The following is a 16,124-nucleotide window of genomic DNA, read 5'->3' as shown; positions in this document are numbered from 1 at the left end:
AAGTCTTATCAAGCTGGTGGAAGAATACAAAAACGTCTGCTCAGTATCCGTCACTCTGGACTGTTTTGGTATCAAACGATCCACTTTCTACCGTTGGAAAGCAGAAGGTGAGAAGCCTAAAAAAGGGACGAGGTTGTAGAAAAAATCGAGCGAATCTGTATGGGAAATCAGGTTATCTACGGCTACCGTACCATCACTCGATTGCTCAAGAAGAGGGATAACCTTGTCATCAATCCTAAAAAGGTTTATCGTATCATGAAGGAGAATGGTTGGTTCTGCCGTGTACGTCCTAAGAAGGGACTGAGTCTAGGTAAGCCCTACTATGTAACAGAAAATAAGCTAGACCGTGATTATCAAGCAGAAAAGCCACTGGAGAAGCTAGTCACAGACATGACCTACCTCTACTTTGGAAACTGTAAACTCTACCTTTCCTCTATCATGGACCTCTATAATCGTGAGATTGTGGCTTATACAATCTCAGATTGTCAGGATACGGACTTTGTGTTGGATACTTTGAACCAACTGAATGTGTCTCAAGGAGCGCTGTTGCACAGCGATCAGGGCTCTGTCTACACCTCAAAAGCTTATTACCAGGCTTGCACAGAAAAAGGCATCACCCGCTCTATGTCCCGTAAGGGAACACCAGCAGATAATGCCTGTATCGAATGGTTTCATTCTGTCCTAAAGTCTGAAACCTTCTATCTCCATAACTGGAGAAACTTAACCAAAGATAGTAGAACAGATATTGTCAAATCTACATCATATTTTATAATGAAACTAGAATTCAACAGAGATGAAACGACCGGTCTCCTGTAGATTACAGAAATCTGGTCGCCTAAAAAGGTTTTTTCTTCTGTCCCATTATTGGGGTGCAGTACCGATTCTCAAATTTTTTAAGTTAGTATTTACATTTCAACAATTTTACCTGTTTCAAAATAAACAACCCATTCACAGATATTTTTGGCGTAATCACCAATACGTTCTAAGTACGAAATAACTTGGAAGTAATCACGACCTGTAACAATCAAATCTGGATTTGACTTAATTTCTTGCGTTGCTAAGTCTCGAATATCATCAAAGTACTGATTGATTTTCTCATCCATAGCAGCTACTTCATAGGCCTTATCCACGTCGCCATTAAGGTAAAGATCAAGCGCTGCTTCCACAAAGTTCTTAACATCACGCCCCATCTTGCTGATTTCTTCCTCAACAGACTGGATGCGAACTTCTCCTTTCATGCGGATCGTCGCTTGTGCAATGGAAACGGCATGATCCCCCATCCTTTCCACATCACTACTTGCTTTCAAAACTGTAATAACTGTGCGTAAGTCTTGTGAAACTGGCTGCTGCAAAGCAATAATTTCCAGAGATTTTTTCTCCAACTTTACTTCATATTCATTTACTTCTGCGTCTTCTTCGATAACCTCTTTTGCTAATTCACGATCGTGGGTCACAAATGCACGAACTGTGCGATTAATCTGTGACAAAACTTCATTTCCCATTGCATAAAATTGGTTATGAAGTTTTGCTAAGTCTTCTTCAAATTGTACTCTAAGCATAAATTTTCCTTTCCTAAGATCTAAAGAATTTTATACGAAAATCCATCTTTTTACATAATTCTTGTCTACAAGCATATGTGCATTTATATATATAGGAAATCGGTAATCTCCAAAACATTAGAAATAACCACAATATTGTAGTGAACAATTACAATCTCTAACCAAACTTGCCTGTGATATAATCTTCCGTTTCCTTATGAATCGGACTGAGGAACATCTCTTTCGTGGCATTAAACTCAATCAAATCACCATTTAGGAAGAAAGCTGTCTTATCTGAAATACGACTAGCCTGTTGCATTGAGCGGGTTACGAGTAACATTGTATATTGATCTTTCAGCCCATGAAGTGTTTCTTCAATTTTTCCTGCAGAAATGGGATCAAGTGCTGATGTTGGCTCATCTAAAAGGATGATTTTCGGACTCGTCGCCAAAACACGAGCCACACAGACACGTTGCTGCTGACCGCCTGACAAACCAATCGCTGAATCATTCAAACGATCTTTCACTTCATCCCAAATAGATGCTCCTTTTAATGATGTTTCAACTACTTCATCTAGTATCTCTTTGTCTTTAACACCATTGATTCGCAAACCGTAGACAACATTTTCATAAATCGTCATTGGAAATGGATTGGGCTGTTGAAAAACCATTCCAATTTCTTTGCGAAGCTCCACCGTATCTGTCCGTGGACTGTAAATATTGTGCCCGTTATAAATTACAGTACCTGTCGTTGTCACCTCTGGATTTAAATCACCCATGCGATTAATTGCTTTTAAGAGTGTTGATTTTCCCGACCCAGAAGGACCAATCAAAGCTGTAATCTCATGAGGCAATACATCCAACGATACACTATTAAGTGCTTTCTTTTTGTTATAATAAACCGACAAGTCCTTGATTTGTAAAATAGGTTCTGTCATTCTGATAGTCCTTTAATAAATTCTAATTAATCAGCAATTTTCTTAGCCAAAATGACCAGAAACATAGTCATTTGTAGACTGTAACTTAGCATTTTGGAAAATATTGGCTGTTTCATCATATTCGATTAAATCACCAAGATAGAAGAAACCGGTATAATCGCTCGCACGCGCCGCTTGCTGCATGCTGTGGGTCACGATGATAATCGTATAGTTCTTCTTCAACTCTAACATCGTTTCTTCTAACTGCGCTGTTGCGATTGGATCGAGTGCAGAAGCAGGTTCATCCATTAGAAGTATTTCTGGCTTCACGGAAATGGCTCTGGCAATGCAGAGACGTTGCTGCTGACCGCCTGATAACATCAAAGCAGATTTATGAAGGTCATCCTTTACCTGTTCCCACAGAGCTGCTTGTTTTAGAGATGTTTCTACAATTTCATCTAAGATTTTCTTATCCTTAACACCGGCACGTTCATGCGCAAAGGTGATGTTGCGGTAAACAGATTTGGCAAAAGGATTTGGTCTTTGAAAGACCATTCCGATATGCTTCCGCATTTCATAGACATTGATATCTGGGCGATTAATGTCAATACCTTCATACCAGATCTCACCAGTGACCTTAGCAATGTCAATCGTATCATTCATCCGATTCAAGCTGCGAAGATAGGTTGACTTACCAGAACCTGAAGGCCCGATAAGAGCTGTAATCTTATTTTTCTTGAACTGCATATCAACCCCTTTAATGGATTCGTTTTTACCATAGTAAACATGCAAACCCTTCGTTGATAAAACAACCTCTTCCTCAGGAAAAGTAACGATATGTTTTTCATTCCAGTTATATTCTGTCATTTCTTCTCCTTTTAGGCAGATGTTAATTTCTTATGCAGATAACTTCCGAGCTTACGAGCTCCAAGGTTAAAGATTAAAATAAAGATAAGAAGTACTGCCGCTGATCCAGCTGACACTTCTACTGCATCAGGAATCGTTCCTTCACTATTGACTTTCCAAATGTGAACAGCCAAAGTTTCAGCTTGACGAAAAACAGAAATTGGGCTAGTTACACTGAAAATATTCCAATTTGACCAGTCAAGTGCTGGGGCAGACTGACCTGCTGTATAGATAAGCGCAGCAGCTTCCCCAAAAATACGTCCAGAAGCTAATACAATCCCCGTCACAATACTTGGTAACGCTTCTGGAACGACGACATGGACGATCGTTTCCCAGCGAGAGATGCCAAGTGCAAGTCCAGCTTCGCGCTGTGTATGATGCACATGCTGTAAGCTGTCTTCCACACTACGTGTCATCTGCGGTAGATTAAATACAGTCAAAGCCAAGGCTCCAGAAATGATTGAGAAACCATATTGGAATTGAATAACAAAAATCAAATATCCAAAGAGACCCACAACAACGGAAGGCAAGGAGGATAAAATTTCAATACAGGTTCTGACAAAATCTGTCACTGGGCCTTTTTTAGCATATTCAGACAAGTAAATCCCTGCTCCCATTGATAGAGGAATGGAAATAATCAAGGTGATAACTAACAGAAACAATGAATTATAGAGCTGAATTCCAATTCCGCCGCCCGCTTGATAGGAAGACGATTGTCCAGTCAAGAATTTCCACGAAACATGAGGTAAGCCCCTTACTAAAATGTACAAAATCAAGGAAGCAAGAATAGCAACAATGATTCCTGCAATGGTATAAAGGACGCCTGTTGCTAATTTATCCATCTTTTTAGCGTGCATAGTTCTTCTTACCTCTTTCCTTTGTAATCAATTTAATCACAGTATTGAAGGCTAAACTCATCAAAAGAAGAACCAGAGCAAGCGACCACAAGACATTGTTATTAACGGTTCCCATAACGGTATTTCCAATTCCCATTGTTAAAATAGAGGTCAAGGTTGCAGCAGGTGTTGTCAGAGAAGTTGGGATAACCGCTGAATTTCCGACAACCATTTGAATCGCCAAAGCTTCACCAAAGGCACGAGCCATTCCAAAGACAATAGCCGTAAAAATACCTGAGCGAGCTGCTTTTAGCGTCACACGCCAAATCGTTTGCCAACGAGTCGCTCCCATTGCCATACTAGCTTCTCGATAATGCCGCGGTACAGCACGCAGGCTATCTGTTGTCATAAAGGTCACCGTTGGTAAAATCATGACAAAAAGAACAAAAATTCCTGATAAGATTCCAAAACCTGTTCCACCAAAGATACTGCGAACAAAGGGAACAACTACCTGTAATCCAATAAATCCATACACAACCGATGGAATTCCGACTAGAAGTTCAATAGCTGGTTGTAGAATTTTTGAGCCTTTAGGGGAAACCTCCGTCATAAAAACAGCTGCTCCAATTGCAAATGGTGTTGCTAATAAAGCTGATAGGAGAGTTACGAGGAAAGAGCCCAGAATCATTGGTAAAGCACCGAATTCCCTACCGGATGGATTCCACCTTGTTCCAAAAAGAAAACTGAAGATGTTTACTTTATTAACAAAGAAAGTCGAAAGTCCTTTCTCCGCTACAAATAATAAAATCATTGCAACGACAAAAACAATTAAACTCATGCAAAGAAAAGTAATGGTTTTTCCAAATGTTTCTAAACGAGAGTTTTTTGACTTTGTCAGCATTTTTTTTGCTACTTCGTTCATGTTATTCCTAAATTCTTTCTTTTACTTTGAGCTGATAGTTCCGTCAAGACTACGAGTAACTTTCATGTCGTTGATAGGAATGTAACCCATTTTACCAACAATATTATTTTGGACTTCTGCTGTCATCATATAATCTAGAAGTTTTTTAGCTAATTTGTTAGGTTCTCCCTTAGTATACATGTGCTCATAAGACCAAATAGGCCAGTTGTTCGTTGTCACATTCTTCTTCGTTGGCTTGTAGCCATTCAAGTTTAAACTTTTCACACTCGTGTCCACATAAGAAAAAACTAAGTAAGAAATGGCACCTGGAGTCTGTGAAACAATTGTTTTGACCATTCCGTTAGAATCCTGCTCCTGCGCCTGCTTGGCTTCTTTGCCATTCATAATAACACTATCAAAAACTGCTCGACTACCAGAACCAACGGCACGGTTGATGATGGTAATTTCCAAATCTTGACCACCAACTTGCTTCCAATTGGTGTATTCTCCGGTAAAAATTTTACATAGCTGCTCTGTGGTTAAGTTGTTTATCTTAATCCCTTTATTTGCTATGATAGCAGTACCTGCAACAGCGACCTGATGATCAACTAAAGCCTTAGCATTGATACCACTTTTTTCTTCTGCAAATAAATCGCTATTTCCAATATCTACTGCACCGGATTGGACTTGTGATAATCCAGTTCCCGATCCTCCACCTTGCACATTTACAATTTTTTTCGGATTTTCCTCGGTGTATTTATCCACAACTGCTTCAACCAACGGTTGTAGAGCTGTTGAGCCAACTGCTGTTATCGCCTCACCGCGGTTAATCCAGGAAGAACAGGCTGAAAGACCAATGCTGCAAATCACGAGAGTGACTGCCCAAAGTATTTTTTTGTGTTTAATCACATGAAACTCCTTTTCAGATGTGAAAGCATTTTCATTCTAAGATTTCCCTAATCTTTTCACATCTAATCTCACTATAGCATATCTTTAGACATTTGGAAAGATTTTTTATTGAAATCTCAGGCCTTTTGGAAAATAATTTTTCAGAATATTTCCAGTCACTTTTGCAAACCCTAAACCATTACCTTGGACAACAACTTGATACCAACCATTTGCAGTGTTCTGATGGAGATTGACTGTCTCCCCGGCAACGTACTTTTTAAACTGCTCTTCATCAATTTCAATTATGTGCTTTACTTCACTTGGTTTTAAAGTCAGTCCTAAAGCAAAACTCGGTTCAAATCGTTTTTTCTTAAAAACACCTAGGTGCAAACCATTTCTGGCAATTTTAAGTTTCGATAATTCTGGAAGACCTAGTGGCAATAGATATAAATGTTCACCAAAAGTCTGTAACTCGCCAGTTAGCTCTATGGCAAGATGTTCTCTTTGAAACTCTTTCCACAACATCTTCTGCTCCGATGTCAAACAGCTTTTTCTTGTCTTTATCTTTTTAGCTGACTGCTCACCATAAAAACGAAATTTTGCAACAAATTGTCCCTCTCCCTTAAAATGATGAGGATACATACGTGCAGTTCCCGAAAAGTGAATACCAGCCACCATACCATTGATTTTTGGAATTTCAACCAATTCAAGTGGATAGTTTTCTAACAGCCAGTCAACGATTTCCTCGTTTTCCTCTGGTGCCCAAGTACAAGTGGAGTAAATCAACTCACCATTCGTCGCCAACATTTTTATCGTATCTTCCAATATCTCACGTTGAAGCTGTGCACATTGAGCAGGATAAGATTCACTCCAATACTCCATTGCTTCTGGCTGCTTTCTAAACATTCCTTCACCAGAACATGGTGCATCTAAGACAATCAAGTCAAAATAACCTTGAAAGACTTGACTTAATCTGCCAGCTGATTCATTTGTCACCACAACATTTCTCGCTCCAAATCGCTCAATATTTTCTACTAACACTTTACATCGTTTTGGATTGATTTCATTGGAAACAAGAAGACCTGTGTTGTTCAAGTATGACAATAGATGAGTGGATTTTCCACCCGGCGCTGCTGCCAAATCAAGTACTTTCATATTCTGTTGTGGCGCTGCAGCTTGGGCAACCATTTGTGCAGCAGGTTCTTGTGAATAGACTAATCCTGTGACATGCTCTATTGATTTTCCAGAAACTTTGCCATAATAACCCCAGTTCGTATTTGGAATAGGATTTGGAAAAGTTTTTTGCTGCTCTTTTAATGGATTGACCCGAAAAGCGGAAACTGGATCCTCATCGAAAGTTAGAAAAAAAGAGGGAGCCTCCTCTCCCAAAAGATTGTTGTACTTTTCTTCAAATCCTTTTGGAAAATTCATCTAATACTCTCGCTTTCGATATATGTATTTTTTAATTTCGTTCAATTTCATAGTTGGAATCATCATAATACCTTGGTGGCTTTCAAAATCAGGCTCCTCACCCTCAAATGTCAATGTCATATAGCCTAGCTTATCTCCCATAATCGAAGCTGCAGCATAATCCCAAGGCCAAATATAGGAAATATAGGTCAACAGTTGTCCTGATAAAACCTTGCTAAAACTAATCGCAGCACTTCCGTACACTCGAACGCCCAAGGTTTCTTTTGCCAAATCCGCAATTCCCCAATCATTGCGCTCAAAAATACCAGCATTTGATGCCATTAAAAACTGATTTAAAGGGCGATCTTGGTAGGGAAGCAATTTCTGCTCATTGCAATAGACATCAAATTGACCACCGCCGTGATACAATTTATCTCCTATCACATCATAAATGACACCAAATTGACCAATGCCATTTTCAAAATAAGCCAGAACAACAGCAAAATCTGCTTTTTGTGCTACAAAGTTATTCGTGCCGTCAATAGGATCAATGACCCAAACATTGCCATCTGAAATAGAATGACGCAAGCCATTTTCCTCAGCTAAAATGTGATCTGCAGGATAAGCTTCTAAAATCCAGGTTACTAAATTATCCTGAACTTCTTTGTCCATTTGAGTTACCAAATCAGTCGGACTGGACTTGGTCTCAATTTGCAACTGATCATTCAAATGCTCTTTAATATAAGAAGCCGCATTCAGTACAATGTGCTTGGCAAAATTAAATTTCTTTTCCAAGAGAAAACGTTCCTTTCTCCTTTTGTTTTGCAGCTTGAACGGCTCGATATAAAGAATAGCCACTCGCTGTTTCAAATTCACGTCCGATACGCTTTTCTTCAGCTTTGCTTGGAACAATTTTTTTGAATTGTTGATAAGATGCTAATATCTTTTCTGCTGCTATTTTCGCTTCATAAGCCTGCTCAACATCATTCAAAAAAGAAAGCACTGAAGCAAGCTCTTCAGTGCTCCACGACATGTCTAGTGGGTAACGATAATTTTTATTCATATTATTCAATCTCAGCTCTCAAAGTTGCATCGCACAATTCTTGTTTACGATAACCACGAGGCAAAAACGCACGGATTTCGTCTTCGTTAAATCCAATCTGCATTCGTTTTCCCTCTAAAATAATTGGACGACGCAAAAGGCTTGGATTTTCCTCGATTAAACGAAGCAATTCAGAAATTGATAAACTTTCAACATCTAAATTTAATTTTTGAAATATTTTGGAGCGAGTTGAAATGATGTCGTCTGTTCCATTCTCCGTCAGAGAAAGAATATGTTTCAATTCTGGTGCAGACAGTGGACTAGTCATGATATTGTGCTCCTCAAAAGGAACTTCATGATTGGATAACCATGCACGCGCCTTGCGACAACTTGTACAACTCGGTGATAAAAATAGTGTAACCATGCATTTCTCTTCTTATTATTTGTAACTGTTATCATTATACTAAATTTTATGTAAGATTACTAGGTATTTTTACAAATTTTCTCCTATTCTTTTAGGAAAAATAAGAAGCTTAATACATGATTTAGTGGTTATCATTTTCAGGAATCCAATATCTTGCGATTTCCTCATCTGCTTGCAATTGTTTGACTAGTTCGTCCACATTGTCGAATTTTACCATATCTCGGATTTTATCCAACCAAAAAATACGTATAGTATCACCGTAAATATCTTGTGAAAAATCAAAAATATTAGCTTCAAAACGAAGTTCATCACCTTCAAAAGTGACATTTTTTCCAACGCTAGCCATTCCGCGATATATCTGCCCATCGTGCTCTACATCAACCACATAGACCCCATCTGCTGGTAAAATAACCCGATCCAAGGGAGCAAGATTTGCCGTTGGATAGCCAATCGTCCGCCCTCTTGCATTGCCATGAACGACAATTCCGCGGGTGGATAGCGAATAGCTCAGCAATTGATTGCTTTCGGCAACATTTCCTGCTAGTACCGTTTCACGAATGCGAGTTGAACTAATTTTTGCTCCATTGAAATTTACAGAAGGAACTATGATAACTTGTCCTTCAAACAGTTTCTCCAAATCCTCTGCATTGCCTCGATCTGAACCAAAATGGTAATCAAATCCCGCAATGACAACTTTTGCTTTCAAACGCGAGATGTATTTTGTAAAAAATTGTTCAGCCGTATTACGAGCAAATTGACTGGTAAAATCAATCAAATAAAGGTAGTCTACACCAAGATTTTTCATTTGCTGCAAGCGATCTTCTGGACTAGTCAAATGAAGCATTAAAGAAGGATGGTAGCGTACAAAGGCCAATTTGGGAGATTCTGGAAATGTCAGCACTGCAATCTTCAAATGTTTTTCTGCTGCCATTTTTCTCGCTTCAGCAAACAAAGCTTGATGTCCTTTATGTAACCCGTCAAAATACCCTAGCACTAATACTGTGTGTTCAATTTGCTGAATGTCTTTTTCATTTTTTATTCTAATCGTTTTCATCACTTAACTATTTTATCACAAAATTTTAAAGAAATACTTTTCTAGGTTTATATTCTTTGTCACGCTTTTCTAAAATGGCTTGTAATTTCCCTTGATAAAAGCCAGCCACCTGTTCTGCCTTGGTATCTATATGAATAAAGCGTCCAAATCGTACTTCTTCAACCTGCTCTTCCGTAAGGTTTACCTTAGGTAAATCTCCTATGCCGAATTCAATGGGCTGCAAAAACGAAAAGTCTCCTTTATTCACCTTCTCATCAATTTCTGCTAAAGTCAATGCTTCTTCCAAAGACATGCCAGCTGCAGCAGTGCGAGTCAGTTGAGACATGTGGGAAGCATAACCCAACTTCGCCCCTAAATCAACTGCCAATGTTCGCACATAGGTCCCCTTGCTGCATTTAACTCGAAAAGGAAAACGTGCCAAGTCACTTTCATAGACAATAGCTCCTGTCCGCTCAAAGTTATAAATTGTCACCTGACGCTTCGGTCGCTCTACTGTCTCTCCAGAACGAGCATACTCATAGAGTTTTCGCCCATTGACCTTGACAGCCGAGTACATAGGCGGCACTTGAGTCTGCTCTCCAACCATACTAGCAATGACTTGATCCACTAAGTTTTCATCCAATATTTCAGTCACAGGGCTGAAAGCAATCTGCTCCCCACTAGCATCCTCTGTCGTTGTTGAGCAGCCCAGAGTAATCTCCCCCTCATAGACCTTGCCTTCCTCCTGCATAAACTCAACCAAGCGCGTCGCCTTGCCCACAGCAATCGGAAGCACCCCGACCACATCTGGATCCAAGGTACCCCCATGACCGATTTTCTTAGTTCCTAAAATTTTGCGCAGCTTAAATACCGCATCATGCGAGGTCATCCCCGCTTCCTTTTTTAAATTGATAATTCCGTTCATTGATTCCTTATTCTGCTAAAAATTCTATTAGTAGTTGATTAAATTCCTTGTTTTTTCAGTCCACAAGAGCCATAATGAAGCTGTATCCAAACCTCTAGTCAGACTTGAAGTAATCGTCGGATAGCCTAAATCTTCATAGAGGGGTAGCAAGGCTTCTATGTCTTTCAAGGTTGCTTGTCGTATCTGCATCGTTTCCTCCTAGTCGTTCTTCAACGCCTCAAACTTAGCTTTCATAGTTGGATTTTTGCGGGTCAGTTTCTTAACGGAGACGTCATCTAGTTTGTTGTTGGCGAGGCGCAGTTGATTGTCTGATGTCTGAAGTGCCTGTTTGACTGCTTCCATTCGCTTAATGGCTTTGTCAATTTCTTCGATTGCCTTATTGAAATTCTTAGAAGCTGAATTATAATTTTTAGCAAAGGCTACTTTAAAGGTTTCTAAATCATCTTCAAAGTGGGTAATGTCAATATTTTGCTCCCGAACCAGAGCCAGCTCCTGCTTGTATTTAAGAGAATTGAGCGCAGCATTTCGTAAAAGCCCAATGAGCTGGATAAAAAATTGAGGACGAACCACATACATTTTTTCATACTCATGGCTAACATCAACAATGCCAGTGTTGAAATAATCATTATCTGCTTCCAGCATACTTACCAAAACAGCATACTCACATTTCTTTTCCCTGCGATCCTTGTCCAATTCTTTGTAAAAATCAGCGTTTTTATGCTTCTTCTCCGTACCGTCTGCTTCATTTTTCATCTCAAACATGATAGAAATGATTTCTACTCCGCTTTCATCTTCCTCACGGAAAATGAAATCTCCTTTAGACCCTCGTGCAGAAACCTGATTATCCTTCTCAAAGTAAGCATTCGGGAATGCAAAACTGCGAACCTTGTTAAATTCGCTTTCAGCGTAGTGTTCTAAGCTCTCTCCAATCGCCTTAGTAGACTGTTGTGCTTTAAAGTTCTTGTAAAATTCTACTTGCTCATTGGCCGCCTTAAGTTGTGCTTCATAATTTTGTTTAACAGATGCAAGGGATAATTCATTTTCTTTCTCTTGCAACAAAAGCTGGTTTTGGATTTGGTCGCGTTCTTTTTCAATATTTGTCAGCGAAGCTTGCAGTTCATTTTGGTGTTCCAGTCGAAGACGGTCTAGTTGGGCTTGTAGCTCTACCAATTCTTTTTCTTTATCCGATAGTTTTCCAGACAAAGCCTGCTCTGTATTCTTTTTGATTAGCTCTTTTTGGGATTCAAAATTGGAAATAGTCGCCTTGAGCTCTTGAATTTCAGATTCTTTCTGACTTAACGCTTGCTGTTGCTCATTCTGTGCCTTTTGTTTTTCTAAAGCTAACGCCTGCTCAATTCGAGCATGGATTTCCTTGTCGAATTCTGTCGTCCGTACCTGAGCCAAGAGCTCGCTGTACTGACTTTCGTTGACTGTAAAGACTTCCCCGCAGTTGGGGCATTTGATTTCGTTCATGGATACCTCTTCATTAATCATTCTTTATAACATCTCATTATACCATTTCTCATGATGATTTTAAATCAACAGCTTAAATATAAAAAGACCGTTGCATATTTGAACAACGATCTTTTTTTAAATTAAGCCTCTATCCGCCAACTGGCAGCACTGCGTCTTTCCTGAATAAAGCGACTATATAATCCTTGTTTAGCAAGCAATTCTTGGTGTTTGCCTTGTTCGACTATACGACCTTGATTAAGAACAATAATTTGATCGGCATGCTCTACTGTTTTTAGCCTATGAGCAATCATGATAATGGTTTTATCCTTTGTCAAAGAATGAATGGCTTGCATAAGCGCTTCTTCATTTTCAGGGTCGACATTGGCTGTTGCTTCGTCCAAAATGATAATTGGATCGTCCTTGATAATGGCACGAGCAATGGAAATCCGCTGCCGTTCCCCACCGGAGAGACTGGGTCCGCCCTCACCAATCTTGGTCTGATATCCCTCTGTCAAAGACAGGATAAAGTCATGACAAGCAGCTTTTTTCGCAGCAGCGACAACTTCTTCATGACTAGCGTCTGGATTTCCAAATTTAATGTTATTTTCCATGGTATCTTCAAACAGATAGACCGTTTGAAAAACAAAACTGAAATTACGAATAAGGCTGTCATAGCTGTATTCTTTTACATCATGACCATCTAAGCTGATGCTGCCATTTTCTATATCCCAAAAACGAGCAATGAGATTGCAAAGAGTTGTCTTTCCAGAACCAGAAGGTCCCACCAGAGCTGCTGTCGTCTTTTCTGGAATATCCAACGATACATCATCAATAATTTTCTTACTTTCATAGGAGAAACTGACATGATCCAACTTGATATTGCTGGTTTTTGGCTGCAAATCTTTTCCGCTAATATCCATTGGTTTAATCGACAAAACTTTATTGACCATATCAACTGACAAATCAACAATGCGAAGAAGAGAAGAAAAGCTACCAACTCCGTCCAGACTTTCGTAAATCATAAAAGCACTGATGAGCATCATGATACAAATCAAAAGGCTCATACTTTCCTGCAGGTAAAAGTAAATGGAGAACAGTCCCATAATCGTTCCAGTCAGCTTGGTAATCATCCCTTGCAGAGCGATATAAGGCAAGGTAACCCAAGTCAGCTTTGTATCTAAATGCCTTTTATTCTCAATAGCATGCAATAGCTTTTTAGCAGATGATTGAACAATATTATAGTTCTTTACTTCCGCAATCCCTTGACTGTATTCTAGCACAACTGCTACCAAATCTGTATCAGCTTGTTGTTTAGCTTCTGATACTTTCCCAGCTTGCCAACGCATCAATCCATTTGGCAAGAGAAACAGTATCAATCCTGCCAACAAGATTAAACCAATTCGCCAATCGTAGATAAATACAAAAACCGTAATAGTTCCTGCCGTTAGGAATCCTTCCAACGTCATCATAACAACCCGAGTCGCAACATCTGCTAGACTTTCAAGCGTATTAGTTGTGACGCTGGTAATTTGTCCCAGACTATTTTGATTAAAATATCCCATTGGCAGGTAGCGCATGTGTTCAGCAATTTCAATCCGCTTATGGGTACAAGTATGATAACCTGCTTCTGTCTGCAACATCGTAACTTTCAGGCTAATCAAAATATTAAGAATAACAGACAAGAGCATCATTCCAAGAGAGAGCCATACAGTCTGCATAGAAACATCATTGTTAATGATAGCCATAACAACCAACCCATTAGCTGGAATCCGAAAAGCAATAATGAAAGCTTTTAGAACCCCTAAACAAACAGAAGTATAGAATTTCTTACGATCTTCTTCCGTACAAAAATCAAAGAATTTTTTCAATGTACTAAGCATCTGCCAATCCTCCTTCTGTCATTTTATCGCTATCCTTTACTGCAAGATGAGCCTGCCACATAGAAGCATAAAGCGGACAAGTCTTTAGCAAATCTATATGTCTTCCTTTTGCCTCAATACATCCTTCATTAACTACGACAATCTGATCTGCACTTGCAATCGTTGAAAGACGGTGAGCAATGACCAGAAGCGTACGACCTTCTATCAAATGAGCTAAGCTAGACTTAATGAGAGCTTCATTTTCAGGATCGGTATAAGCCGTTGCCTCATCCAAAATAATGACTGGTGCGTTTTTCAGCATAGCTCGTGCAATTGCAATCCGTTGTCGTTCTCCACCAGATAAATGATTACCACCAGTTCCAACACGGGTCTCAAAACCATTTTCTAAATTACTAATAAAATCATAGCAGCCGCACTTGCGAGCAATGTCAATCACTTCTTCATCCGAAGCAGCGGAATTACCCATACGAATATTTTCCATAATCGTTTCATCAAAAAGGTAATTATCCTGTGTGACATAAGCAATCTGACGACTGTAATAATCAAGAGGTAGGTTTCGAATATCTACGCCACCAAAGGTAATACTACCAGAATTGACATCCCAGAAAGAAGCTATAAGTTTAGCAATCGTAGATTTCCCTGAGCCAGAAGGGCCGACAAGAGCAGTTACTGTATCAGGCTCAATCGTTAAGGAAATACTATGCAATACTTCTTCCTTATCTGAATAACCAAAGCTAACATCTGTCATTTGAAGTTCTGTTCCTTTTGGAATGTCCGTTAATTCTGTCGGACGAGGCAAATCAGGTTTTTCCAAAATAGCAATCACTTCACCAAAGATTGTCGCAATTTTCCGTAAATCATCCATATAGGAAGCCACTAAAATAAACGGCGTCAAAAGGCTAAGAGACAGAATGATTAGTAAAATAAAGTTACTAGCTGTTAGGCTACCTTGAAGGTAAAAGAGAGTTCCAAAAGGGAGTAAGAAAAGCAAACCAGACGGCAAGAAAGCTGTAACAATGCCCATTTCAATACGCATTTACGCATCCATTCAATAAAGCAATCAGCTCCTTCTTTGGCAGCCCTGACAAATTTATCGTAAGAAAATTTCTCTTTTCCAAAAACCTTGATAACTTCAATCCCATTGATGTATTCTACTGCTGTATCATTGAGCTTCTTCGTTTTCTCGACTGTATTTTCAAAATCACCTTCGCTCTTGCGTAGCATATTCCCATAAGCTAAGATAACAATCAGGATTGTCAGAAGCGAAAGCATGGTTAGGCGCCAATCAATCACTAACATTGCAATTAAGATAATAAAGGGACCAAATAGCCCGGATGTAAACTCAGGAATTAAGTGTGCCAAAGTTACTTCTGTGGCATCCACTCGCTCAACAATGATATTTTTGTAAGTTCCAGAAGATTGACTTAAAACCGTTCCCAGAGGCAATTTGGCCAATTTCTCTGTCAGACGATAGCGCATTTCTGCTAAAATCTTAAAGGTTGCTGTATGAGACAAGAGCGTCGAAATCCCGTGAAATCCCCAATGTGCTATCCATGCCAGTCCTATCCAAATGGACTGAAGAACATAAAAATTCCAATCTCGATTGCCTTGTAAGAGCTGATTGATGATATTTCCTACAAAAAAATAAGGCAAAAATCCGCATAAAACAGATAAAAAGGCAAAAACAAGACTAACAATAAAATAAAATTTGTGAAGAGAGACAAATTCCAGTATCCAAGATACAACCGACTTTTTCTTCATACAAATCCCTTCTTTCTCCTAAAAAACAAATAAAGAACCCTAGTCAAACAATTCATGATATGCTGTCATTTAATTTATACTTATATTATAAATTCTGACAATTCTAATGTCAAACAAAATAAAAAAGTGAGACAGAAATCAGTAGTTTCGTAGAAACCTGATTTCTATCCCACCTCCACACAGCTCGAAAGGTTTGGAGAACCTTTCGA

Annotated in this window: 14 protein-coding genes and 3 pseudogenes; 1 reads left to right on the top strand and 16 read right to left on the bottom strand. The window is 39.2% G+C overall.

The annotated features are described in order from the left end of the window. The first annotated feature begins 159 nt into the window (after window positions 1-159). Window positions 160-797, top strand: a pseudogene (locus tag HMPREF2933_RS07485) (IS3 family transposase). 108 nt (window positions 798-905) lie between these two features. Here the strand turns inward: HMPREF2933_RS07485 and phoU are convergent. The 16 genes and pseudogenes from phoU to HMPREF2933_RS07410 all read right to left on the bottom strand — a co-directional run bounded on the left by phoU (window position 906) and on the right by HMPREF2933_RS07410 (window position 15,915). Then, window positions 906-1,559 (bottom strand): phosphate signaling complex protein PhoU, encoded by a 654-nt coding sequence (gene phoU / locus HMPREF2933_RS07480; protein ID WP_003033270.1) that lies wholly within the window; start codon window positions 1,557-1,559, stop codon window positions 906-908. 157 nt (window positions 1,560-1,716) lie between these two features. Next, window positions 1,717-2,475 (bottom strand): phosphate ABC transporter ATP-binding protein PstB, encoded by a 759-nt coding sequence (gene pstB / locus HMPREF2933_RS07475; protein WP_022526152.1) that lies wholly within the window; start codon window positions 2,473-2,475, stop codon window positions 1,717-1,719. A 42-nt stretch (window positions 2,476-2,517) separates the two neighbouring features. After that, window positions 2,518-3,321 (bottom strand): phosphate ABC transporter ATP-binding protein PstB, encoded by an 804-nt coding sequence (gene pstB / locus HMPREF2933_RS07470; protein WP_024052402.1) that lies wholly within the window; start codon window positions 3,319-3,321, stop codon window positions 2,518-2,520. 11 nt (window positions 3,322-3,332) lie between these two features. After that, window positions 3,333-4,217 carry a phosphate ABC transporter permease PstA gene (gene pstA, locus HMPREF2933_RS07465; protein WP_003024156.1) on the bottom strand — a complete coding sequence of 295 codons (885 nt, stop codon included), beginning with the start codon at window positions 4,215-4,217 and terminating at the stop codon, window positions 3,333-3,335. After that, a complete protein-coding gene (pstC, locus tag HMPREF2933_RS07460; RefSeq protein WP_024052401.1) occupies window positions 4,207-5,118 on the bottom strand; it encodes a phosphate ABC transporter permease subunit PstC in 912 nt (303 codons plus the stop codon). Before pstC ends, pstA begins: the two co-directional genes overlap by 11 nt. Before the next feature lie 21 nt (window positions 5,119-5,139). Beyond that, a complete protein-coding gene (locus HMPREF2933_RS07455) occupies window positions 5,140-6,006 on the bottom strand; it encodes a phosphate ABC transporter substrate-binding protein PstS family protein (protein ID WP_024052400.1) in 867 nt (288 codons plus the stop codon). A gap of 105 nt (window positions 6,007-6,111) precedes the next feature. Then, window positions 6,112-7,416 (bottom strand): RsmF rRNA methyltransferase first C-terminal domain-containing protein, encoded by a 1,305-nt coding sequence (locus HMPREF2933_RS07450; protein WP_070241714.1) that lies wholly within the window; start codon window positions 7,414-7,416, stop codon window positions 6,112-6,114. Further along, window positions 7,417-8,190 (bottom strand): inositol monophosphatase family protein, encoded by a 774-nt coding sequence (locus HMPREF2933_RS07445; protein ID WP_024052398.1) that lies wholly within the window; start codon window positions 8,188-8,190, stop codon window positions 7,417-7,419. It lies immediately after the preceding gene. Beyond that, complete coding sequence (locus tag HMPREF2933_RS07440) at window positions 8,174-8,458, bottom strand: UPF0223 family protein (RefSeq protein ID WP_024052397.1); 285 nt, start codon at window positions 8,456-8,458, stop codon at window positions 8,174-8,176. Before HMPREF2933_RS07440 ends, HMPREF2933_RS07445 begins: the two co-directional genes overlap by 17 nt. Before the next feature lies 1 nt (window position 8,459). Next, window positions 8,460-8,861, bottom strand: a complete 402-nt coding sequence (locus HMPREF2933_RS07435) for a Spx/MgsR family RNA polymerase-binding regulatory protein (RefSeq protein ID WP_042754070.1) — start codon at window positions 8,859-8,861, stop codon at window positions 8,460-8,462. Between the two features lie 121 nt (window positions 8,862-8,982). Beyond that, the gene (locus tag HMPREF2933_RS07430; protein ID WP_024052395.1) at window positions 8,983-9,915 is read right to left on the bottom strand and encodes a bifunctional riboflavin kinase/FAD synthetase; all 933 of its coding nucleotides are present in this window, start codon (window positions 9,913-9,915) and stop codon (window positions 8,983-8,985) included. Window positions 9,916-9,940: 25 nt separating this feature from the next. Continuing rightward, window positions 9,941-10,819, bottom strand: coding sequence for a tRNA pseudouridine(55) synthase TruB (gene truB / locus HMPREF2933_RS07425; protein ID WP_024052394.1), 879 nt, complete (start codon window positions 10,817-10,819; stop codon window positions 9,941-9,943). Between the two features lie 81 nt (window positions 10,820-10,900). After that, window positions 10,901-11,008 (bottom strand): annotated as a pseudogene (locus HMPREF2933_RS10135) (GNAT family N-acetyltransferase); the annotation flags it as partial. Between the two features lie 9 nt (window positions 11,009-11,017). Then, window positions 11,018-12,292 carry a DUF2130 domain-containing protein gene (locus HMPREF2933_RS07420; RefSeq protein ID WP_024052393.1) on the bottom strand — a complete coding sequence of 425 codons (1,275 nt, stop codon included), beginning with the start codon at window positions 12,290-12,292 and terminating at the stop codon, window positions 11,018-11,020. Between the two features lie 122 nt (window positions 12,293-12,414). Next, window positions 12,415-14,154 (bottom strand): ABC transporter ATP-binding protein, encoded by a 1,740-nt coding sequence (locus tag HMPREF2933_RS07415; RefSeq protein ID WP_024052392.1) that lies wholly within the window; start codon window positions 14,152-14,154, stop codon window positions 12,415-12,417. Continuing rightward, window positions 14,147-15,915: pseudogene (locus HMPREF2933_RS07410) on the bottom strand (ABC transporter ATP-binding protein). The gene HMPREF2933_RS07415 and the pseudogene HMPREF2933_RS07410 overlap by 8 nt, the downstream one beginning before the upstream one ends. Window positions 15,916-16,124: the final 209 nt, after the last annotated feature.

Origin of the sequence: Streptococcus sp. HMSC066F10, assembly GCF_001813805.1 — a bacterium.
Lineage (GTDB): Bacteria > Bacillota > Bacilli > Lactobacillales > Streptococcaceae > Streptococcus > Streptococcus vaginalis.
This window is presented reverse-complemented; position numbering and strand designations above follow the sequence as displayed.